The following is a 21,828-nucleotide window of genomic DNA, read 5'->3' as shown; positions in this document are numbered from 1 at the left end:
CGCCGTCGTCCTGGACAAGCGCAGCGCCGATCCAGGACCCATTACCCAAGGCGGAGTTGCCGGGCGAACTGCCAACTCCGAGTCATCGCCAAACCGCTCCCTGGGGTAATAGGTCCTGGATCGGCGCTGCGCTTGTCCAGGACGACCTGGCGCTCACTCCCTCCCGAACGCCCGCTTCAGCTCCACCTTTGCCCGCTCCAGCCGCGTGCGCTGCGTCTGCGGCAGCGTCTTGCCGGCGCGGTTGATGTAGAACGTCAGCATCGACAGCGCCGAGCGGTAGGCGCCGGTCTTGCGACGCGCGCTGTGCTCGGCCGAGCGCTTCAACGAAGCCGCGATCTCCTTCGCACTGGTCAGCTTGAACACGCCTTGTTTGAGGTCGAGCGCGTCGCTCTCTTTCGTCACGCGCTGTGACCAGCGCTTCGGTGCGGCGCGTCTGGTGCTCTTGCGCGCCGATGTTTTGCGAGAATGTGTCGTCTTTCTGGCATGAGCCATGCGTCAACTCCTTGCGGCTCCACCGAAAACCAGCGCCGTCAGCGGTCGTTCCTGCTGGAACCCGCCCCTGCCGCAGACGTTGTCGCAGGTGGCAGGCGGAATGCCGCACCCCCTTGATCGGATCGCCCCCATCCACGCCATGTGAACCGGGGCCATGTCCATTGGTCAGATGCAACAACGCGATGGAATTGCAGCGAAGCCCAGCGCCGAACGATGGACCTGTGGTCTCCACGGTGGCCGCGGCCGATCGCATCATCGAAACCAGCATTCCTGCACGGCTTGACGCGCTGCCGTGGAGCGGATTTCACACCCGCGTCGTGCTTGCGCTCGGCATCACCTGGATTCTGGATGGCCTCGAGGTGACCTTGGCCGGCGCGCTCTCCGGCGCGCTGAAGCAAAGCCCCTCCCTGCATTTCTCCAATCTCGATCTCGGCATTGCCAATTCCGCCTATCTCGCGGGCGCGGTGCTCGGCGCGCTCGGCTTCGGCTGGCTGACCGATCGCATCGGTCGCAAGAAGCTGTTCTTCATCACGCTCGCGCTCTATCTCTCGGCGACGGCCGCGACCGCTCTGTCATGGAATGTCGCGAGCTACGCGCTGTTTCGCTTCCTCACCGGCGCCGGCATCGGCGGCGAATATACTGCGATCAATTCGACCATCCAGGAACTGGTGCCGGCGCGCTATCGCGGCTGGACCGATCTCGTCATCAACGGCAGCTTCTGGATCGGTGCCGCCATGGGCGCCGTGGCGGCCATCGTGCTGCTCGATCCCGCGGTGATCGGCCCCGATCTCGGCTGGCGCCTCGCTTATCTCATCGGCGCGGCCATCGGCCTCGTCGTGCTCTTGATGCGGATGTGGATTCCGGAGAGTCCACGCTGGCTGATGATCCACGGCCGTCCCGACCAGGCCCACGCGATCGTCGACGAGGTCGAGCGCTCGGTGCTCGGACACGGCCAGGAGACGAGCCACGCGCGTTTCGCCAGGATCCGCCTGAAAATGCGGACTCACACGCCGATCCGCGAGGTGGTGCACACGCTGTTCTCGGTCTATCGCCAGCGCGCGATGGTCGGCCTCGTGCTGATGATCGCGCAGGCCTTCTTCTACAACGCCATCTTCTTCACCTTTGCGCTGGTGTTGACCGATTTTTACGGGATCAGCGCCGATCATGTCGGCTGGTATCTGCTTCCCTTCGCCGCCGGCAATTTCCTTGGTCCGCTGCTGCTCGGCCGCCTGTTCGATACGCTCGGCCGCCGGACCATGATCATGTTCACCTACGGCGCGTCGGGCGTGTTGCTGGCGCTGTCGGGTTATCTGTTCTCGATCGGCGCCTTGAGCGCGCAAGGGCAGACCATCGCCTGGATGGTGATCTTCTTCTTTGCCTCGCCCGCCGCGAGCGCCGCCTATCTCACCGTCAGCGAGACTTTTCCCTTGGAAGTCCGCGCGCTCGCGATCGCGGTGTTCTATGCGGTGGGCACCGGCATCGGCGGCGTGATCGGCCCCGCATTGTTCGGGGCGCTGATCGACACGGGATCACGCACGAGCGTGTTCGCAGGCTATTTGCTGGGGGCGTTCCTGATGATCGCGGCCGCGATCGTGGCGTGGCGCTATGCCATCTCGGCGGAACGCAGATCGCTCGAAGAAATCGCGCGGCCGCTTGCGTCCATGGAGTAGACTATGAAATCGGAACTGGCTGAATTGGATCTAAAGCGCACCATGGTCGACGATGAAGCGCCCGATGCGGTGCCGGTGCCCCACGCACTCGTGCCGCATCTCAATGAAACAGCGATCCTGCTCGACATCGACGGGACACTGCTCGACCTGATGCCGACGCCGCGTGAGGTGTGGGTGCCGCCAGGCCTGTCGGAAACGCTGAACCGGCTGACGGAGCGCACGTCGGGCGCGCTGGCGATGGTCAGCGGGCGTTCGCTCAACGACATCGACCTGATCTTCGCGCCCGATGTCTTTCGCGCCGTCGCCGGCCACGGCGCCGAGATGCGGCTTTCCATTGACAACGAAGCCGATGCCGTCAGCGCGCCGCCGCTGGATAAGGAGCTGAAGCGGCGGCTCGCGGCGGTGGCCAAGCTCAGTCCCGGCATTCTGCTCGAAGACAAGGGCTATTCGCTGGCGCTGCACTACCGCCTTGCGCCGCATGCGGAGAAAGCGATCTACGAAGCCGTTTCGCTGATCCGCGCCGACCTGCCCAATGCGCCGATCGAGGTGCTGCCCGGAAAGTTCGTTTGCGAGATCAAGCATTCCGGTTTTACCAAGGCGACCGGCGTGCGCGAGTTGATGAAGCACGAGCCTTTCAAGGGGCGCCGTCCGATCTTCATCGGTGATGACGTCACCGACGAAACCGTGTTCGCGATCATGCCCGACATGAATGGGCTCGCCTTTTCGGTTGGTCGCCGCGCTATGGGGGTCAACGGGCACTTCGACGCCCCGAACGATGTGCGCACGTTCCTTGCGCGGCTGCTCGACGACTCAAGGTTGGAATAAGGCACCGACATCTCGGAGCCACATATCGCGTGCGTAATTCCTCCAGCGCGTCGCTTCATGCTGCGCGCGCCACGGTTCCAAATCCGGCTTTGTGTAGCGAAATCGTCAGGTTGCCTGGAGGTAAACCGGTTCCAACGCGCGCGCCCGATTTTGGTTTCAATTGGTGCAAAGGATGATCAGGAACCATATTGATGAACGGCAGTTAAATGGGGTGGAATGAAACAGGAGGGGACGACCTGTGAACTTAGTCGTCGTTTCGAATCGCGTCGCGCGCGGCAAGCCCAATGAGCCCATGACGGGCGGTCTCGCGGCGGCCTTGCTACCCGTTGTGGAACATTCGGGCGCGATCTGGGTGGGTTCCTCGGGCCGTGTGCGTGACGGTCATCAGAAGGAGCCGTTTGCCGAGATCGAAGCACTGGGTTCGGGCGCGATTGCGACGCTGGACCTGCCGGCGGCGCACTATGGCGGCTATTACGAGGGCTTTGCCAATTCGGCGCTGTGGCCGGCGCTGCACTCGCGCAGCGATCTGATCCGCGTCTCGCGCGACGACTATGTCAGCTATCGCGAGGTCAACGCCTTCATGGCGCGCGCCTTGATGCGCTTCCGGAAAGCGCAAACCGCGTTCTGGGTGCAGGATTATCATTTCCTCGCGCTCGGTGCGGAGCTGCGGGATCTCGGCGTCGACGATCCGATCGGCTTCTTCCTCCATACGCCATGGCCTGTCTCCGCGGTGATGCAGGGCGTGCCCAATCATCGTGAGCTGATCACGGCGATGCTGGCCTACGACCTGATCGGCTTCCAGACCAATGACGATTGCCAGAATTTTCTCAGCTATGTCGCGGGCGAACTCGGCCTCGCCGTCGAAGACGGCGTTGCGATCTCGCAGCATGGCCGAACACGCTGCGAGGTGTTTCCGATCGGCATCGACGCCGAGAAGTTCGCGCAATACGCGGCGAAGTCGGCGTCGCATCCGGACGTGTCGCGGCTGCGCCGCAGTCTCAACGGCGAGCGGCTCGCGATCGGCGTCGACCGGCTTGACTATTCCAAGGGCCTCGTCAACCGCATCAGCGCGTTCGATCGGCTCTGGACCGAGCATCCGCACTTTGCGCGCAGCATTTCGCTGCTACAGATCGCAAATCCCTCGCGCGGTGCCATCGAAGCCTATGGCAATTTGCAGAACGAGGTCGCGCGGCTCGTGTCCGACGTCAACGGCCGCCACGGCGAGGCCGACTGGACACCGATCCGCTATCTCAACAAGGGCTTTAGCCAGGCCGTGCTCGCGGGCCTCTATCGCACCGCGCAGATCGGCGTGGTGACCCCGCTGCACGACGGCATGAACCTTGTCGCCAAGGAATACGTCGCTGCGCAAAATCCGGCTGATCCCGGCGTGCTGGTGCTGTCGAAATTCGCCGGCGCGGCCAACGAGCTCGACGCCGCGCTGCTGGTCAATCCGCATGACATCGACGGCATGGCGCGCGCGATCGCGGTCGCGGCGGCGATGCCGCTCACCGAGCGCAAGATGCGCTGGGATGCGATGATGAAGAAGCTGCGCGGCCACACCATCCAGCAATGGTCGGCGGATTTCGTCGCTGAACTGGAGAAGTGCCGGACGGAGAAGGCTGCAGTCGCGCCGCTCGCCAACCAGCCGCCGCAAGCGCTGCGCTGGCTCAAGTCGGCGATCTCAGGCGTGCGGTTGATCTAGTCTTCTTCTCCCCCGTTCTTTACAGCGAGGGCAGGGGCGAAGACGACAGCCTCAATAGCAGTACGACACGCCCTCCAGAATCGCACACTGCCGCTTGTTCGGCGCGTTCGGATCGTCGAGCGGCACCATGCCCTTGCCCTGGCCGACGAACACGCCGGGCCCGACATGCACTGAGCTCTTGTGGCCGATGATGACGCTTTGATGCGGCGTCGCGCTCGAGCGCGTGCCGTCCGGCCAGAGGATGGCATCGCCCGAAAGCATCCCGCGCCGTCCGTCGTCACAGCTGACATCAACCCCGTGCCGGGTGCAGACCTGGGCGGCGGCCGGTCCGGCGAAGGCAGCGGCAAGGGCCCAAATCAGGCTCAGCGCGGCAATGGTGTTGCGGATGGTCATGGTGCCCCCGGACGTGTTTGACGGTCTTGAGTGAATCGTCGCGCCAAACCCGCCGCCGGTTCAGCGGGCGGCCGGTTCCAAGCGTCGCCGTGGCGCCTGATATTGTCTATAAAGTACAATATCTTACGGAAAAATCATCCGATTTCCCCGCGATCCCTTGCAAAATCACCGGCGCCCCTTCAAGAGAGTGCGCTCCGGAGAGATGGCCGAGTGGCTTAAGGCGCACGCTTGGAAAGCGTGTGTGCGGGAAACCGTACCGTGGGTTCGAATCCCACTCTCTCCGCCATGCATCATTGTATCTGTTGAACTATTTTCCATTTACCCGGACCGACCCCCAGCTGCACCCCCGGGGTGGGCCCTAGGCAGTACGTCTTCCGAGTCTTGTAACGTTAACCACCTTGAAGGTCTGATGCGCGGCCCGCTCAGCAGCGCTTGACTCTGAGTTCTTGGTTCGTTCTATTCGGGCAGCATCCCAGGTTTGCTCATGCCCACACTCGAATATCTCCGCTCGGAAATCGGGCATATGCGCGCGCAGATCGGCCGCCAGCGCAAGGAAATCCTCCAGCTTCAACGGGCCGGGGTATCAGCCGCTTCGGCTGAGACCCTGCTTCAGCGCATGCTGAGCAAGGTTGACGACCTTTGCGCCGAGCGAGACCGGCAGGTGCGGGCGGCGAAGGAACGCCCGACCTATTCGTCCGGCAAGCCGATAAGAGGCACTCCGGCAAACCGAAGGATGTGATGGATAACCTTCGGCGGTTTCCGGCGCCGTGGGTGACGGTGGAGGAGGAGCAATGTTTCCGCGTGAAGGACGCAAACGGCTTCTCCGTCTGCTCTGTGCCCCAACGCGAACACCTTCACCGGCGCCCGTACCAATATGCCGAGCAATTCCTTACCCGAGACGAGGCGAGAAGGATTGCAAAGGCAATCTCCCGGTTGCCGGAGCTTTTGAAGAGGCCCCAGTACTGAGAGCGTTCCTCCTGAAGAACGCTGTATCACACCGCGTTCGCTAACCGTTCGGCGGCCGTTCTCGTTGACGTTGAAAATACAACCTAGAATCTCAATTGCGGTTGTATGTGAGAGCGCCTGGGAACGGCGCATGAGCCTCGCGGTTGGAGAGTCCTCAGTAAGGTAGGTAGACTGCCCCGCCGTCGGCTCCCCCCACCGACGGCGGGCTTTTTGTGAGTTGCGTTAGTGGCAAAGCGTACCCGAGCACCGGCCAAGAAGCCGCGAGCTTCCATGCCGGGCTTTATCGGTCCCCAGCTTGCGACCCTGAAGATGAAAGCTCCTTCGGGGGCTCAGTGGATTCACGAAGTCAAATACGACGGCTACCGCATCCAGCTCCACATCGACGGCAACAGCCGGAAGGCCTTCACCAGGAACGGCCATAACTGGGTCGACCGGTTCTCGGTCATTGCGGGCGCCTTCGACATCGAAGGGCAAGCCATTGTCGATGGTGAGGTGGTCGTCATCCACGAAGAGCGCACCAACTTCTCCGAACTCCAGGCAGACCTCGGCAGAGGCGACCAGGACCGCCTCGTTTTCTTCGCCTTCGATCTCCTGTGGCTGGACGGCGTAGACCTTCGGAAACATGCGCAGCTTGCCCGCAAGGAGCTGCTGAAGCAGCTGATAGAAGAAAACGGGCTGGAAGCGCCCATTTTTTACAGCGAGCACCACGAAGGTGATGGGCAGGCGCTGTTCGAGGCGGCGAGCAAGCTCAACTACGAGGGCATCGTGTCCAAGCGGGTTGACGCACCGTACCGGTCGGAGCGGGTTGAGGCCTGGCAGAAGATCAAGACGGTGCACCGCGAAAAATTCCCTGTTGTTGGTTTCGTCAAGGACCCGTCCGGCGTCGCCGCGCTCTACCTCGGCAAGCAGGAGGGCAAGGAGCTGCGGTATATGGGGAAGGTCGGCACGGGTTGGAGCCGGACGAAGTCGGCGGAGATCCGCAAGGCCCTGGATACCGTCGTTAGCCCGAAGCAGAAGCTCACAAAGCCCATCAAGAAGCCGAAGGCCACGTGGGTCGATCCGAAGTTCTACGCCGAGATCGAATACCGGGACATCACCTCTGAAGGCCTGCTGCGCGCCAGTTCATTCAAAGGGTTGTCCAAGAAATAACTGATGTACATTTGACGCCTCAGCACGCGGGCTAGTGATACCTCTGCGTGAGCGATGAAGATGCGGTGGCCTTGAAGCGCCAACGCTCCAAGCAGACGGGCTCTGTTGAAGCCTCTCGCCATTGCTGCCAAAGGCAGGACAAGCTCACAACGGGGCCAAGCAGGGCTCCTGCTCGAGCGCACCTATAACGCAGATTAAGCGATCAGCGCAGAGGCGCCAGCTTCATACGCAGCGGTAGGAACGGGGCGAAGCAGGTCAAGTTTTCCAAGCTATATGTAACCTCCCCAGACTAGGCCTCCGCCCTTCCGGAGGCCTTCCTTTTGGGAACACACCGTTCTTACGGGCGTTTTCCTTGCCAGTGAGTGGAGTATCGGCATGCCGGACCGCGTAACCCAAGTGGTAAAAAAAGCCCAAGCCATCCTGGCTCGCTATGTCGAGCCTGGCCCGAGGGACTGCGAGAAGACGATCAATGACCTGCTGACCGTTCTTGACGATGAACGGCTTGTACAGGCGATGGGGGAGGAACATGAGCGACAATTTCACCAAACGGGACCAGCGCGACCGTAGCAAGATCAACATGCATGAAGACTTCGAGGTCAAATATTGGACCAGGGAGCTTGGTTGTCTCCAGCGACGAGCTGCAGAAGGCCGTCGACAAGGTAGGCAATTCGGCCGCCGCGGTTCGCAAAGAATTGGCGGCGTAACCGAGGCGCGCGGTATGCTTGCGATCTTTGGAGCAAGGCCCGCGCGCTTTTTCATGCCATGACGATCCCAACTGTCCCATCTGCTTTGGCTTAGGCTTTGTCTGCGAGAACCACCGGGACCGGGCATGGAGTGCAGAGCTCGGCTGCCAGTGTGGTGCCGGTGATCCGTGCGGTTGCAATTCCTCCGACGAAATCAAATCAAGGCATTGAAGCGCCTGACGCAAGCCCCGTTATTCCCAATCCAGACGGAAAGAAGCGTCGTCATTGAACGGCAGACGACATCGAAGTGTGGACGCGCTATCCCGACGCGACGTTCGCTTTGATTGCGGCGCCAACGACAGAGCAATCGTTAGCGAAGATTACCGGCTTGGCGCATCCGACATCGGCGATCCTCACAGTAAGACGGCCGGCAGTCGTCGCCTGCGGCATGGCGTAAGACGGGCTGCCGGACGGGTGGTGTACAGGACAGAGGGCAGTCGAGAGCGTTTGGCCGTGATCGTGATCTGTGATTGCGGGCATATTCATCCAACTCGCTTTGCCACTTCGGCAACGATCAAATCCCGCTCCTGTAAATGAGCCTTTTGAGTCTCAATCAGAGTGTCGAGGACGGACAACGCGAGAGCAAGATCGCGCCCCTCGCGCTTGAGTCGGTTTATCAGCGTCTCTTGCTGGCTGATGTGTTGCTCGCCTTCATGAAGGCGACGCTCGGCCAAGGCTAAGAGTGCGCGGAGGCGCGGCAGCGGTCTCCCTTGCCTTCGCTCTGGCTCAAAGCGACCGAGCCGCCGTGGACCACACCACACTTCGATCGGTTGGTTCGCCACCCCGGCAGAGCCAAGCTGAAGAGCCTCTTCCGCGCTGCCGCACTCGATCTCCTGCACGTCCAGCGTCTTGCCCCAGTCGTCGAGCGTGAAGATATGGCAGCGCATCGAACTTTTGCAGCTGTTGCTCAGTCAAAGAATTCCGACACGGGCCTAGACGTTCCTTAAGGATTTACCGGTTCAGCACCTTCGGTCGGCTTTCCCGGTTCCCGAATTAACTTCCAGCCTGCACATCAAGCTTAATTTGAACCTTAGATTGCGGCGAGCCTTCCGCGGGTTATCTTGGCGCATCGGACATTGCTCCCGTCCGGGTCCACCCATGGCGAAGTCGTCGCGCCAACATATTCGACGCGACGCTTCGTTCGATTGCAGGCCATTTCGTTGAAAAGCCAGCCGGACCACGAACCGCTTGATCTCGTCGAGATGCGTCGGCAACTCACCGGACTGCGTTCGCAACATTCCGACAATTTTCGAATAGCGTCGTTGTTGAACCGCTTCCTCGTGAAGATCGCGTTTCTGTCAGAGCCGAGGGACGTCGCGCACTCCCAACATCTTCGGTCTGAGTTCGCACGTACGCTACAAAAGGTTGGAGAGATCGCCTCGCGGTCTCCATCAGTAAAGCCATCAGACGCCGGCAAGCAGCCTAAGTAACATTAACGCACGGACGTTCTTGCGCCTGCCGCTGGCGGAGCCGACGCTGGATGCAGTCGCGAAGTCGTCCTCGTCTCGCGTAACGGCGCCTTCGCGGCGAGGGGTCGCCGCCGTCACAAGCGACGGCCCCGCCCATGATCAGCTCTAGTGACCGCGCCCTACTGCTCGGGGCACAAACGGCAGTCTCGGAGAAAACGAGTTCGCGATCGCGAGAACTGCGGCTCCGTCAGTTTCGAGTGCGATCTTCTGGGCGAGCATCACATCGCCAATCGCCAACGCCCGTTCGGGGAGGAAGCACCACCCCACCTTAGGCTCCAGTTTTTCATCCAGCTCCAAAACATTACTCATCGTGCCCTGATAAATTCGGTATCGACGGCCAGTAAGAGAACCAGCGACTTCAAAAAAGCCATTGGCATCAAATTGCGCGCGCTGTTCTGGAGATAACCATTCCCGCAGAAGACGACGTGCACGCGCTTCCGGGCCATTTTGCTCGTTGAAGCTCCGATAGAGGGCACGCAGGGCACGCAGACGCGCGCCCTGGGCGACGTTACGTCCGAACAAAAACATCTTTGGTGCTGTAACGGTTCTAACCGCCGACTAAGTGCGGATAGAACAGCGTTTCCTCCGCTGTTGGATCAAATGACCGTATCAGCTTGAGATCGCCGGCCGGCGTCCGAGTGGCAGCGGTAAATCCTTGGCCGGTAAATTTCTTGAAGCGCCGCTCAGCCTCGGCGAGCCCGTTGAGGTCGTCTTGCTCAAAGAAATGTCTGCTGTCGCCTGTGCTGTCCATTACGATCTGGGTGGCCATGGAAGAGAACTCCGCGATCCTTAGCCTCCGATGAAAAACAAACCTCGCCCCGGTGAATAGTGTTCCTGCTCTCGGCAAATTTCGATGTGCCTTCTTGTTAGTCAGCGGTCGTTTGGCTCGCTGAGATGGACGAAGACCTGATCCGCCGCGACCTGACGGCGGCAAAACGGGGTAAGCTGGTCGCAAAGCGGAAAGCGGCTTAGAGGCGGTGCATCTGGAGACGAGGAAGGGCGGCGACAAGCAGATCAAACCGCAAAATCGGCGGTAAGGACAAGTTCGCCAAGGACACGGCGGAAAAGAGCGGAGAACCACTTCGCAGTGCCGAGCGGAATTTTAGGCGCACTCGGAAGCTAGGTCCCGATCTTGGACCATGTTCAACACGTCGCGTACCAGCCGTCAGGAAATGGAACGAGCAGCCAGGAGCCGTCCTCAATGTTATCGTTTGCAGCTGCGGGTCTGCTGGGCGCCCGAGGCTCGGAGGCGAACTCATCCCACCTCAGCGGCACTGGCCGCGTCACGTTTTTCGGCTAAATCTCTTTGCATGAATAAAACTCCCCACCGGGGCACCAACAAATTGGCAGCGTCTTCAAAAAATATCGGTCAAACTTTAGGCGACAAGATATCACACCCTTCGGCAAGCGATAGGAGCGCGGCGCTGTCCTTTTTGCACGCTAGGCCATGTACCTATTAAGCGGCTGGCCGCCTGTTGTCCGGACCGCCAACAGCGGCCGATGAGCCGATGGTCTCCGAGGTCGCAGACTTTGGCTTAGGCCAACAGACGAAAGGGTGGCCAAGCAAGGGGGGGACACGAAGGTCACCAGCTAGTGAGTCCTCTCGGCGAGGGCAGTAGCGTGGACCGCGACTTTAAGAACGAAGTCTTTTCCAGCTATCGGCCAAATCCAACTAAGCCCTGCAACCACTGTGGCCAAAGGCCAGCCCTCGCGGTGAAGATGCTCAATCCCCAGACCGGGGGGATCGTTCGCATGTTCAAGTGCCAGTGCGGTGAGCAAACTTGGACCGAGGACAAAGAGTAGGGCGCCTCAGTTGCCCGACGCTGGCCTATTGAAGCGCCTTCGATCCACTGCCGCACGAACTTCGAACAGACTTCGAACAGGGTGACTATCGATCCGATCGGCGCCCAGCGCAATGGCCGCCATAGTGAACATCATGCTAGGCACGAATCGCCCCGCTGCTCACAGGCCCTAAGTACCAAAGTGGACGGCGATCGCTAACAGCCTAGCCGGCAGGGTCGTTCCCTTTCGGCTCTTGCAAGAATTTTGGCATGTTTCCACGCGGTTCGCGATCACGCAGGGCCGGGCGTTCGGACGGGTCGCGGCCGAGCTTGGACTGCAGCTCGACGAGGTCGGTGAAGACGTCGGCCTGGCGGCGCAGCTCGTCGGCGATCATCGGCGGCTGGCTCGCGATCGTGGAAATCACGGTGACCCGCACGCCGCTGCGCTGAACGGCCTCGACCAGGGACCGGAAGTCGCCGTCACCCGAGAACAGCACCATCTGGTCGATGTGCTCGGCGAGCTCCATGGCGTTCACGGCGAGCTCGATGTCCATGTTGCCCTTGACCTTGCGCCGGCCGAGGCGTCGATGAACTCCTTGGTCGCCTTGGTGACCACGGTGTAGCCGTTGTAGTCGAGCCAGTCGATCAGCGGCCGGATCGAGGAGTATTCCTGATCCTCGATGATCGCGGTGTAGTAGAACGCCCTAAGCAGCGTCCCGCGGCTCTGAAACTCCTTCAGCAGGCGCTTGTAATCGATGTCGAAGCCGAGAGTTTTTGCCGTCGCGTAGAGATTGGCTCCATCGATGAAGAGCGCGATCTTGTCGGTAGAGGAATGTGACATTCAGTTCACGCTTTCGGTGAAGCAGCGCGGATTAGGTTGAAAGCATCGCGAGCGCGCGACGCGGAGGCGGTCGTAATGTATATAGATCACTATCGAAGATCGTCGAGGAGGCGGATGCTTTAAGCTTCAACTATTTCCAAATGGTATCACGCCTTGGAAATCTGACATTAGCCGAAAGTTGGTCTGTCAGATTTGTAATGTGTCCTGTCTATTTCCAGGTGCTTGTTTCAGGGTGCTCGCGCCGTGACCGTTGGCGATTTCGCTCTGGTTTGATCTTTGGATCCACCGGCGCGGTCGCGGCTGGCGGTGGTCTGTCTCAGCTTCAGGCGGTGACGTTCTCCTGGTCGGAACGGAGAGAAGCCGACCCGTAGGATGGCAGCTCGAGCCGTGTTCCAGTTGCTGCTGACCGCTCCTTACTGCGACGGAATGAGATCTAAAGATAGGTCGGCACCGTGGCGTCGAGCTGAATGCCAGGAGGGGCGTTCGGCGGTGGATCGCTTAGGCCCACAAGGATGTCGCGGCGATTGAGACGGGTCTGCAGACGGGGGCGGGACCGGATACGTTCGAAGGACTGGTGCACCGAGCAGACCGGCGCCCGTGGTCGGTTATCGGACCAGCCGGACGTTCCGCATCTCCAGGATTTGAGCCGCTGTTCACTTCACCGCTCGTACCTGCGCCCGCAGTGTTAGAGGCAACGTGGGCCATGCGCTCGATTGGAACCTCTTCCAGGATTGGCGTGTTCACGGCAAAGAATAGGAGTTTACCGATGAACAGAATGCTTGTGTCGCTCGGGACAGCAACCTTGATGGCGCTCTCAATTGCCAACGCATCTGCGAAAGATAAGCAAAGCGAGACGTTCCTCAAGAAAGCAATCGAGGGCAATTTCGCTGAAGTGAGCATGGGAGAGCTGGCCCAGCAGAACGGTCAAAGCGATGCCGTCAAGTCATTTGGCAGAATGCTTTCCACGGACCACGCTGCCGCCAACCAGAAGGCTTTAGATGCCGCCCAAGGACTTGGAATGAACTCACCAAGCGGACCAAATCCGAAGCAAAAAGCCGACCATGACAAGATGTCGAAACTGTCCGGCGCGGGCTTCGATAAGATGTTCGCGACTCACATGGTCGCAGACCACCAAAAGGATATCGCCGAGTACAAGAAGGCGTCACGGAGTAAGGATGCTGCCGGAGAATATGCTTCCGGCCAGATAGATACGTTGCAGAAGCATCTGGACACCGCCAAATCGCTGAAAGCCGGCAATTGATCCCCGACGCGTTCATGGAGACGCGCGAAGACTACTTGCTCCGGCTGGCAAGCGTTTTCGATGATATCGGCGCGCGCCAGCAGGTGATAATTCGGGACCGGTATATCGAACACGCGTTCGGCGGGAAAGGTGGGCTCGCACTTGCGGAGGCCTAAGTCTTCGCCTGCGCTCACGGCACGGCTGCACGTTTCGTTACGACCGGATAGAGCAGCAAGGCGTGTTCACCCGGTCATGTCCCGCCGGCGGACGGGTTTAACCTTGGCGTTGGTTCGGTCTTCTGATGGAAGTTTGGTACTCGCCGCCCGCTCGACGGCCGGTTGATCAGTTTCGCGTGCCGCGGGTTCTCGCACTTCGGCCGCTTGGCGCTTTCTTTGAAACGCCCATCCGACCAATCCCGCCAGCACGAGGACGGCCCCGGCGAGCATCAACCAGTGTGGGTATTCGATCCCGGAGAGCATCGCTGTCCCCGCTAGTGCTCAGCGCTCACTTTCGTGCCGCAGCGGCTAGGTATGCAACCGTTTTTGATGGCAATGGTTTCGGCGACAGTTGGATTGTTGGGCCGAAAGTGCGTTGCCGCCAACCATAAGACTCCGACGATGCAGAGAGTCGTCAAAGCGGCGCCTCCTACGCTCACCGAACCTCTCAACAACAACTGCCCCAACGCGCGAAACATGATATCCGCATAGTCGGAAATGCTTAACGAAAATACTGCGCCCGATCAACGGCGCACAGAAACCCGCGTCGCATCGCGCGGCATCCTATCAGATCGAGGTTACGTGGAGCGAGAGCGCTGTCGGATGACCGAGTAGGTGCCCGCTATCGCGTGCTTAGCGACAAGCCAAGAACAAATGCCTTAGCCGCCGTCGCGCCCGGCATTCGCTTCAATCTCTTTGCGATCTTCGTGACACCAGTCTTTTGCTTCGCAAGTACGCCTTGCCGCTGATTGGTTGAAAATGGCTGAGGAGGCGGATAAACGCTCGCGCCATAGAAGCCCGCTGCGAGAGTAACGCCGCCTCAGTAGGGAGGCTCTTCCAGCGCTAAGCTGTCTGACATCAATGCTTGAATTTGAAAGTTGCATAAGTTGAACCTTTGCCCGTTCCGGTCGTCATACGATCCTATGGATACCGAGCGGGACAAAGTGGCAATCGAAGAGCGGCTGGAGCGCTGTCGGCAGCTCTTGAAAGATTCCCGGACGGTCTGACCGGCCAACATATTCGCGCACTTGAGGCCGCATTGCTGGATGACCTCCGTGCTCTGGAAGAGGCGTGGGACCATAGGGCAGAGCCCTGAAGCTGGAACTGCCGCGCGGGACCGTAGCAGTACGGGCCTATCCATTCGTGCGCTCTGTGCCGCGCAGGTGTAGTAACACGGCATGGTTCAAGCACTGGACGATCGTTGGCAGCTACAGTTGCAGCTGCTGGCAAAGGTGGAGCAATGTCGAAGGTTAGCTCGCCAAATCACTGATCAAAGTACGGCTCAACGGCTTCTTGATCTCGCAAACGAATACGTCCTGCAAATCAAGAAAATCAAGGGTAAGTGACGCACCGTGGCGCCGTGCTCTCCGTCTGACGGGAACGACTCTCCACGCGAGAGGTTCTGAGATTGGTCTGTGGCGCGCTGCCTGGATCCGTTCAGGTCCGCACCATCCACCCGGGACGGCCCATCGTCCGACGCGCGTTTGGCGATGGGCCGATCTCTGTTAGATCCTTAGGCTGGCATTCCCGGCGCTCTGATCCGCAATTGGATCGGCTGCCAGGAGCATTGGGGGCTGGAAAGCCAATCGTGCCATGTTCGCTCTAAAGTGGCAAGGCGCCTCCGGTAGTTGTACGGAGTCCATTTTCGGAACGGGGTGTTCTACTGTGAGAACACCGGGGAGATTTAAGTACTCATTTATTTGCAGTTGTCCGGGATGGCCGCAGTGGGGGCTGGAACCACGCTGCGGCCTTTCCCTTGAGGGGCAATGTTTTCTACGGGGGGATTTGTGAGCATCCAAAGCATCGTGGCGACTATCTTGGAGCGCGAGCTGGCAGCGCGTGGCGTGCACTCGTTGAGGCATTCCGATTGCATGGAGATCGTTGAAAATCTAATCGTTCGCTTGAAGGAGCTGGACCAGGAATTGGCGGCACGAAATATTGTGCAAGGCTAGACGTTCCTGCGCCGAACGCGCGACTGCCAGCGCCTGGTAACCCGGCGTCAATGGGTAGCGCGGTACGATTGACCATCGCGGATTGGTGACGAGTACCGCGGTACGCATGGGCATTGAGAACCCGTCGGCTACCGGAGCCGGCGGGCTTTTCTTATGTTGGATCTGGGTGAGATGGCCCGCGGGCTAACCGTCTTGGCGGGGAATACCGAAGTTGTCACAAGCGAGAGCGAATGACTCTTTCGCCTTTGCATCCTCGAAGCAGAAGCGAGTGCCGACTTCCGCGCGATCGATCCACCAATCGACGTTATTGCTTTTCGCGATGCGGGAGGCCTCGCCGCGCAAAAGATCTAGTTGTCTTCCGGCAGCACGAACGATCAGGCAATTTTGCTTGGGCACAATACCTTCTCCAATGGCACAGGACGCCGAACTCATTGATACAAAGTACGGCGGCCAGATTGATCGCTAAGCGCCGTGAACACGAAGGCCGCAGCAGGGGACTGCTGCTGCGGCCCAGCGCGGTCAAAAGTTCCGGGTGAAAAGATCTAAGTGAAATATTTAGCCAGCCCCGGTGCGTTGATCGTAACGCAGCATCCCCGGCTCGCAATGTGATCTATTTCACAATCGGCAACATGCATCAGGGCGCCGGCTCTGCTATCGCATGAGGGTCGGGAACATTCGGCAATCTGGGCGCATTCGTCTCCAGCTCCGGGGATATCTCGGAGCGACGCGTAGAACTTCCGGCCTCAGGAAACATCCTCCGGGGCCGGCTTTTTGCAGGATGCCTTGCCGCGAGCTTGATTTAGCCGTCGCCCGTCCCATTTGGCATATGAAAGGTGGCAGTCCGAAGGCGGTTTTACCCCATGGAAAGCGACCGGGATATCTTGGCAATTCAGCGGAAGCTGGCACACTGTCGCCAGCTTGCGAAAGACTTTCCGGACGGCCCAACGGCGAAGCATATCCGCGAGCTGGAGGACCAACTCAGAGCCGATTTGGCGGCTGAGTTGCACAACACCGCCACCGGGTGACCAACCGCCGGTAGGAACTCGACCAGCGCTCCAACGTTGGCGCCTCATGCCCAAAGAGACCGCAATAGCCTTCTGGTCATTGGCTGCCGCCTGCGTGCTGGCGTTCAGCTTGGCGGCTATCGTGTCCCCTCACTAATGAAAGAAAAGCTCAACAAACTACGGCCGCCTTAGCGGGCGGCTTCTCGCTGGCGGGCCCGCAGTTCTCCGGGCGAGAACAGATTGTGGTTTTAATAAATCTTCGTTTGTTCCAAAAGCGTGTTCCGCCGGTTCAAGAGAACGGCAAGGGCTGCTGTAGCTAGCTGCCCTGAGGGGAGTGGACGGGATAGCGGAGCATTGCCCTAAACTGAAGCGCGCGCCGTATTGAGCCCGATCAAATCGGCAGGCTTGCCTGTCGGTGGATCGTCAAGGAGCAGCGTAATTCGCCGATTGGGATGCTCCGAAAGAGCCGCCGACAAAACCGTTTGCATTATGACCGGGATTTGCCTCGGCCCGCCGTTACAGCTTCATCGACACCGATCAGAAGCGGATCGGGCTCGATACCACTTTGGATGTGCTTGCGGGGTACCAGTTCACCCCGAATGGCTGGTCATGGCTTGTCGCCGCGGGCGTGACGGCCGTGAACAGTCATCTCTATGCCGCGCCTGGTTTGGCTGCGTCTAACACGCAGCTATATGGGCTTAAGGTTCTAACCTCTCTCTACGGCAAGCCGACCGACCAAACGATGGTCTATGTCCAGGCGCACTACAATACGGCGTCGGAGTTCTACTACGTGCAGGGCAAGACGGGCATTGCAATCGCGCCCAACGTTTTCGTGGGGCCCGAAGCAGCCTACTCGGGCAGCTGGACCTATAACCAGGTTCGCCTTGGCGGACACATTACTGGGTTTACCATCCTTGGTATGAACACGGGCGTCTCGCTCGGCTTTGTGCGGGATAGCAACTACGGCAAGGGCGTGTACGGCGGCTTGAACTTTCAGGTCCCTTTCTGATCAGCTCCCTGCGCTGGCTGGCCGCGTGACGATTTTGCGATAGACCTCCTGCACAGCTCGTCGTGGCAAATTACCCGCAATTGTCATACTGCCGCTCGATGTCAGTAAGTCGCCTTCTGGCCCGTAGCTGACTTCCAACGGCGCTCGGCCAACGTCTGCTATGACCTCAACTCGGACATCCGAAAATCCTCTTTTCTGGTGCCCAAAAGCGGCGGAAAGCCGCTGGCTTTGATGCTCCTGGAATGGAATAATCCGTCTATACGGGCGATGATTTGAGCCGGTCGGCATTGGCTGGCGCATGGACTGAGTGAATGACCGCGCCTCCTCTGGACGCCGTGGCCGACCTCCACAAGCTGATTGCCGATCTCGAGCAACGGCTTGCTTCCAGTTTTGCTGCGCATGATGCGGCAACTGCACGGGCTGCGGCGACGGATGCCGAAAATGGCCGTCTGCGCGAGGAACTCGCCAACTTACGGGAGAGGCAGAATGCCAGTGCCCACATCCTCCGCACAATCGCCAGCGCCTCCGGTGATGCCGAAAGCGGACTTCAGCAGATCGCCGAAGCTACCGCGCGCCTCTTCCATGGTGCGAGCGTTGCTATCCGGATTGCCGCCGGCAACGAGTGGGGTCTTTCTGTCAGTTTTGGCGCGGGCATCGAGCGCATCACCGCTTTGGTACCAGAGGAGCAGCGGCGGCCAGGAGGCCGAAACCTGCCCGCGGTAGTTTTCCGGGAGAATCGACAAATTCATATCCCCGACATCGACAATATCGATGCGGATATGGCGGACTGGCCCGTGACATTAGCCCGCACGGTCGGCATTCGAACCGTGGCCGGTACGCCACTACGGCGCGACGGCAAAGCGATCGGAGCGCTCATCGTCCAACGCGATCGACTCAAACCCTTTACCGCAGATGAACTAGTGCTGCAACAAAGCTTCGCCGACCAGGCCGTGATCGCAATAGAGAACGCGCGGCTGTTCAACAAAACGAAGGAGGCGCTTGAGCGGCAAACTGCTACAGCCGAAGTTCTTGAGGTTATCTCGTCCTCGCCTGGCGATCTTAAACCGGTATTTGAGCAGATGCTGGCCAAGGCCATGAGCCTGTGCGAGGCGGACTGCGGCTTCATATACCAAATGGAGCAAGGCGCAATGCGGGCAGTTGTCGAAGCGGGCGTTCCGGCCGCCTTTGCTGAATACCGACGGCAAAACTTGCATACGGGAGGCGCGGCAACTCCGGCCGACGTGATGCGCACAACCAGGAAGCCAGCTCACGTCCATAATGCTCAGGAAAGCGAAGCCTACCGCAGCGGTAATCCTAATGCAGTCGCCGGTGTCGATTTGGGCGGCGCGCGCACCGTCTTGTATGTGCCCATGATTAAGAACGAGGACATCGTCGGCGTAATCAACGTTTACCGGCAGGAGGTTAGGCCATTCACCGAGGAGCAAATCTCGCTGCTTGAGAACTTCGCCAGCCAGGCCGTCGTTGCGATCGAAAATGCACGACTTTTCAACGAGACCAGGCAGGCGCTGGAGCAGCAGACTGCGACATCGGAGGTGCTCAGCATAATCAGCCGCTCAGGTGGGGATCTGGGGCCGGTCTTTGATGCCATACTTGGCAAGGCGATGCAGCTTTGCGATGCGAATTTCGGTGTGCTCAACACTTATGATGGGCACCGTTTCCATACCGCGGCCACATTCGGCTTGCCTCCAGCTTACGATGAGTATCGCCGGAAGCAGCCACTTGACTACGGTCCTGACACCGCTCCAGCGCGTCTGTTGAAAGGCGAACGTTCAGTAGCCATCGCTGACCTCGCCAAATCCAAAGCTTACCTCGACGGTGAACGTAATCGCCGCGCCTTGGTTGAGCTTGGCGGCGCGCAGTGCGTATTGGCAGTTCCCTTGCTGAAAGGCGGCGGCGTGGTCGGAAATGTTATGATCTTTCGGCAGGAAAATCGCCCTTTTACTGAGAAGCAAACAGCCCTGCTGGAGCAGTTCGCCGCGCAGGCGGTCATTGCTATCGAGAATACAAGACTTCTCAGCGAATTGCGTCAGCGCACCGCCGATCTGTCGAGATCATTGGATGAGCTGCGAACTGCGCAAGACCGCCTGGTGCAAACCGAAAAACTTGCTTCTCTCGGTCAACTTACCGCCGGAATCGCCCACGAGATCAAGAATCCTCTCAACTTCGTCAATAACTTTGCTGCGCTCTCGGCGGAATTGACCGCCGAACTCAAGGAGACCCTGGCTCCGGCTCCTCTCGACCATAAGATGCGCAGCGAGGTTGACGAACTTTCGTTGATGCTGAAGTCAAACCTTGAAAAGGTGGTACAGCACGGCAAGCGCGCCGATACGATCGTTAAGAATATGCTGCTGCACTCGCGAGAAGGCTCGGGAGAGCACCGGGCTGCCGATATCAATGCACTGGTCGATGAGAGTCTCAATCTCGCTTGTCACGGCGCCCGTGCCGAGAAACCGCAGTTCAATGTGACCGTGCAGCGTGACTTCGATCCGCGCGCCGGACTAGTCGAAGTGTTTCCCCAGGAGATCACCCGCGTTCTGCTCAACTTGATCTCGAACGGGCTCCATGCGGTGGCCAGTCGTGTGGCTAGCAATAGCAGTGCCGACTTCGAACCACTAATCACTGCCCGCACACGCGCAAGCGAGGACCAAGTCGAAATACGTATTCGCGACAATGGCACCGGTATCCCACCGGAGGTGAAGGAAAAGATTTTCAATCCGTTCTTCACGACCAAACCGGCCGGCGAAGGTACAGGCCTCGGCCTCTCGATCGCCCATGACATCATCGTCAAACAGCATGGTGGCCGAATTGAAGTCACAAGCGAGCCGCAGCAGTTTACAGAGTTTGTGGTCTTCTTGCCTCGACACGGGAGCAATAGCCGATCTGGAGGAGAGTCGTGAGCACCTAGATCGTTGTCGTCGACGGCGAGCCCGATGTCGAGAGCATGTTCCGGCAGCAATTCCGCCGCGACCTGCGGGCGGGGCGGTTTCTCATGGATTCGCTCTGTCTGCTCCTGCGGCTCTCGAGCAGATGAAGGCGATACCGGATCCGTCACTAATCCTAATCCTGTCGGACATCAACATGCCAGGCATGAGCGGGCTCGAAATGCTTCCAAAGGTAAAAGAAGCACGTCCTAACGTGCCCATCATCATGATTACCGCTTATGGAGACGCTGCAACCGTGAAGCGCGCAAGAGAACTTGGCGCCGCTGGATTACTATCCAAGCCGATAGATTTTGGACTATTGCGTCAGGAAATTGATCAACGCCTGGGAAGGACTGTGTAGTCTGCTAGTGGTCCGTTCGAGACGTGCCGGACCAGTCTAACCAGGTCCGCTCATCCGGCTAGAATGGAAGTCATGGCCTCACTGGCAAGCCGAACCGAAGGACCTCAGCTGACCTTTGCCGAGATTTTTGGCTTGCATCCAACATGGCCTAATTTCCCAACGTGGATGCCGCCTTTGCGCGCGCGGTTCAACTTGAAGCGCTTGCGGCAGACGAGTCGGATGCGGCCTTCAAAACCCAGTTGCAGACGCAAGCTCAAACCTATCGCAAGCTCGCGGCGAAACGCGCGCACGAATACGGCTTGCCGACGCTAAGCCCGTCGGAAGCTTTACCAACGAAATGAACGCTGAATATCGCGCAGCATTGCCTGCATACCGTCTGTGTAGCGACCGTGACTGAATGATAATCGGCAGCTAGTGACTGCAACCCTCAGAACTGCACCGTGCTCGTCGCGAACCTCAACCTGCACGACGCCATCTTGGCCTTTAGCCGTTAAGTCCCGCGCGGCTTCTCCAATAGTGCGGCGAGCCTCTGTGCGCGCAGCATTCAAGCCGGGCAGTTCGTGCCCTTCGTCGTCAATCGTCGCACCGTTATCGTCGTGGAAGTCGAAAAAATATCGCGGCATATCACCAGTGAGTGAATGGGTCCGCGTTCGTAAGCTAAGTTTGGCCTGTGTTCTCGCCCGGATGAATACGGTCTGTACGCCGGTGGGATTGGTCCGCAGAAACACGGAAGTGTAGTTGAATGCCGATCGCCCATCGGTCTCTGATTGCATTCCCTCCTGTCGGAAGAATGATGATCTTCGGATCCAGAGACGAGGTCCCGACACCAGGGTTAGGGCGGCTCAGCTCCTTCTTGCTTTCTCAAGCGCTGGGAGTCAGACTTGGTTGGCTCGGCCTCCGCCTAGCACATCAGGTATGATCGGCCCTCGGTACCGAGCACTAACTTTGGTCCGCTCACCTCTCGATTGTGTTGCAAAACTCCGGTTGAGACGACTCGCGAACCGTGATTCCGTTGGTTTGAGGCGGCATTTGCGGGAGCAGCGGATGTTAGGTCGGCAGGAGAGCGGTCAGGGC

16 protein-coding genes, 1 tRNA gene and 4 pseudogenes are annotated in these 21,828 nt (G+C 59.4%); 13 read left to right on the top strand and 8 right to left on the bottom strand.

The genetic code is table 11. From position 1 onward, the window contains the following. Positions 1-153: 153 nt before the first annotated feature. On the bottom strand, positions 154-492 hold the full coding sequence (locus IVB42_RS09465; RefSeq protein WP_018452857.1) for a DUF3175 domain-containing protein: 339 nt from the start codon (positions 490-492) through the stop codon (positions 154-156). Between the two features lie 182 nt (positions 493-674). Between IVB42_RS09465 and IVB42_RS09460 the strand changes: the two genes are divergently transcribed. From IVB42_RS09460 to IVB42_RS09450, 3 genes are all read left to right on the top strand, one after another. Next, positions 675-2,162, top strand: coding sequence for an MFS transporter (locus IVB42_RS09460; RefSeq protein WP_026232409.1), 1,488 nt, complete (start codon positions 675-677; stop codon positions 2,160-2,162). Positions 2,163-2,165: 3 nt separating this feature from the next. Beyond that, positions 2,166-2,987, top strand: a complete 822-nt coding sequence (gene otsB, locus IVB42_RS09455) for a trehalose-phosphatase (protein ID WP_018452859.1) — start codon at positions 2,166-2,168, stop codon at positions 2,985-2,987. Positions 2,988-3,225: 238 nt separating this feature from the next. Continuing rightward, complete coding sequence (locus tag IVB42_RS09450) at positions 3,226-4,689, top strand: trehalose-6-phosphate synthase (protein WP_247396959.1); 1,464 nt, start codon at positions 3,226-3,228, stop codon at positions 4,687-4,689. Between the two features lie 51 nt (positions 4,690-4,740). Here the strand turns inward: IVB42_RS09450 and IVB42_RS09445 are convergent, their stop codons facing one another. Beyond that, on the bottom strand, positions 4,741-5,082 hold the full coding sequence (locus tag IVB42_RS09445; RefSeq protein WP_018452861.1) for a hypothetical protein: 342 nt from the start codon (positions 5,080-5,082) through the stop codon (positions 4,741-4,743). A gap of 196 nt (positions 5,083-5,278) precedes the next feature. Between IVB42_RS09445 and IVB42_RS09440 the strand changes: the two genes are divergently transcribed. From IVB42_RS09440 to IVB42_RS42245, 5 genes and pseudogenes are all read left to right on the top strand, one after another. Then, positions 5,279-5,368, top strand: a tRNA-Ser gene (locus IVB42_RS09440). A gap of 237 nt (positions 5,369-5,605) precedes the next feature. Continuing rightward, positions 5,606-5,821, top strand: a complete 216-nt coding sequence (locus IVB42_RS09435; protein ID WP_346659063.1) for a hypothetical protein — start codon at positions 5,606-5,608, stop codon at positions 5,819-5,821. Positions 5,822-6,318: 497 nt separating this feature from the next. Next, positions 6,319-7,197: a non-homologous end-joining DNA ligase gene (ligD, locus tag IVB42_RS09430; RefSeq protein ID WP_247392731.1), complete on the top strand. Its 879-nt coding sequence runs from the start codon at positions 6,319-6,321 to the stop codon at positions 7,195-7,197. Positions 7,198-7,723: 526 nt separating this feature from the next. Then, positions 7,724-7,901 (top strand): annotated as a pseudogene (locus IVB42_RS09425) (DUF3606 domain-containing protein). Continuing rightward, positions 7,853-7,963, top strand: a pseudogene (locus IVB42_RS42245) (hypothetical protein); the annotation flags it as partial. The pseudogenes IVB42_RS09425 and IVB42_RS42245, both read left to right, overlap by 49 nt. Positions 7,964-8,422: 459 nt before the next feature. Here IVB42_RS42245 and IVB42_RS09420 read toward each other — a convergent pair. The 4 genes and pseudogenes from IVB42_RS09420 to IVB42_RS09405 form a co-directional block, all read right to left on the bottom strand. After that, the gene (locus IVB42_RS09420; protein WP_247396953.1) at positions 8,423-8,827 is read right to left on the bottom strand and encodes a hypothetical protein; all 405 of its coding nucleotides are present in this window, start codon (positions 8,825-8,827) and stop codon (positions 8,423-8,425) included. 687 nt (positions 8,828-9,514) lie between these two features. Then, positions 9,515-9,937: a hypothetical protein gene (locus IVB42_RS09415; protein ID WP_247396950.1), complete on the bottom strand. Its 423-nt coding sequence runs from the start codon at positions 9,935-9,937 to the stop codon at positions 9,515-9,517. Between the two features lie 19 nt (positions 9,938-9,956). Beyond that, entirely contained in the window at positions 9,957-10,178 is a 222-nt protein-coding gene (locus tag IVB42_RS09410; RefSeq protein ID WP_247396933.1) for a hypothetical protein, read from the bottom strand. Between the two features lie 1,236 nt (positions 10,179-11,414). Beyond that, positions 11,415-12,031, bottom strand: a pseudogene (locus IVB42_RS09405) (NYN domain-containing protein). 766 nt (positions 12,032-12,797) lie between these two features. Here IVB42_RS09405 and IVB42_RS09400 point away from each other — a divergent pair. Continuing rightward, on the top strand, positions 12,798-13,292 hold the full coding sequence (locus IVB42_RS09400; protein ID WP_247298989.1) for a DUF4142 domain-containing protein: 495 nt from the start codon (positions 12,798-12,800) through the stop codon (positions 13,290-13,292). Positions 13,293-15,621: 2,329 nt separating this feature from the next. On the opposite strand, the gene IVB42_RS09395 is transcribed toward IVB42_RS09400, so the two are convergent. Then, positions 15,622-15,834, bottom strand: coding sequence for a hypothetical protein (locus IVB42_RS09395; RefSeq protein WP_247392722.1), 213 nt, complete (start codon positions 15,832-15,834; stop codon positions 15,622-15,624). A gap of 1,134 nt (positions 15,835-16,968) precedes the next feature. Between IVB42_RS09395 and bcsS the strand changes: the two genes are divergently transcribed. From bcsS to IVB42_RS09375, 4 genes and pseudogenes are all read left to right on the top strand, one after another. Next, the gene (bcsS, locus tag IVB42_RS09390) at positions 16,969-17,451 is read left to right on the top strand and encodes a cellulose biosynthesis protein BcsS (RefSeq protein ID WP_346015374.1); all 483 of its coding nucleotides are present in this window, start codon (positions 16,969-16,971) and stop codon (positions 17,449-17,451) included. A gap of 311 nt (positions 17,452-17,762) precedes the next feature. Continuing rightward, positions 17,763-20,369, top strand: coding sequence for a GAF domain-containing protein (locus IVB42_RS09385; protein WP_247396929.1), 2,607 nt, complete (start codon positions 17,763-17,765; stop codon positions 20,367-20,369). A gap of 44 nt (positions 20,370-20,413) precedes the next feature. Further along, positions 20,414-20,754: pseudogene (locus tag IVB42_RS09380) on the top strand (response regulator). Positions 20,755-20,915: 161 nt separating this feature from the next. Continuing rightward, positions 20,916-21,095, top strand: coding sequence for a hypothetical protein (locus tag IVB42_RS09375; RefSeq protein ID WP_247298044.1), 180 nt, complete (start codon positions 20,916-20,918; stop codon positions 21,093-21,095). On the opposite strand, the gene IVB42_RS09370 is transcribed toward IVB42_RS09375, so the two are convergent. Beyond that, on the bottom strand, positions 21,081-21,527 hold the full coding sequence (locus tag IVB42_RS09370; RefSeq protein WP_247396926.1) for a hypothetical protein: 447 nt from the start codon (positions 21,525-21,527) through the stop codon (positions 21,081-21,083). The genes IVB42_RS09375 and IVB42_RS09370 overlap by 15 nt on opposite strands. Positions 21,528-21,828 lie beyond the last annotated feature (301 nt).

Origin of the sequence: Bradyrhizobium sp. 45, assembly GCF_023073155.1 — a bacterium.
GTDB classification, from domain to species: Bacteria; Pseudomonadota; Alphaproteobacteria; order Rhizobiales; family Xanthobacteraceae; genus Bradyrhizobium; species Bradyrhizobium canariense_D.
The sequence above is the reverse complement of the archived record's forward strand: the minus strand, read 5'-3'. Positions and strand labels throughout refer to the sequence as shown.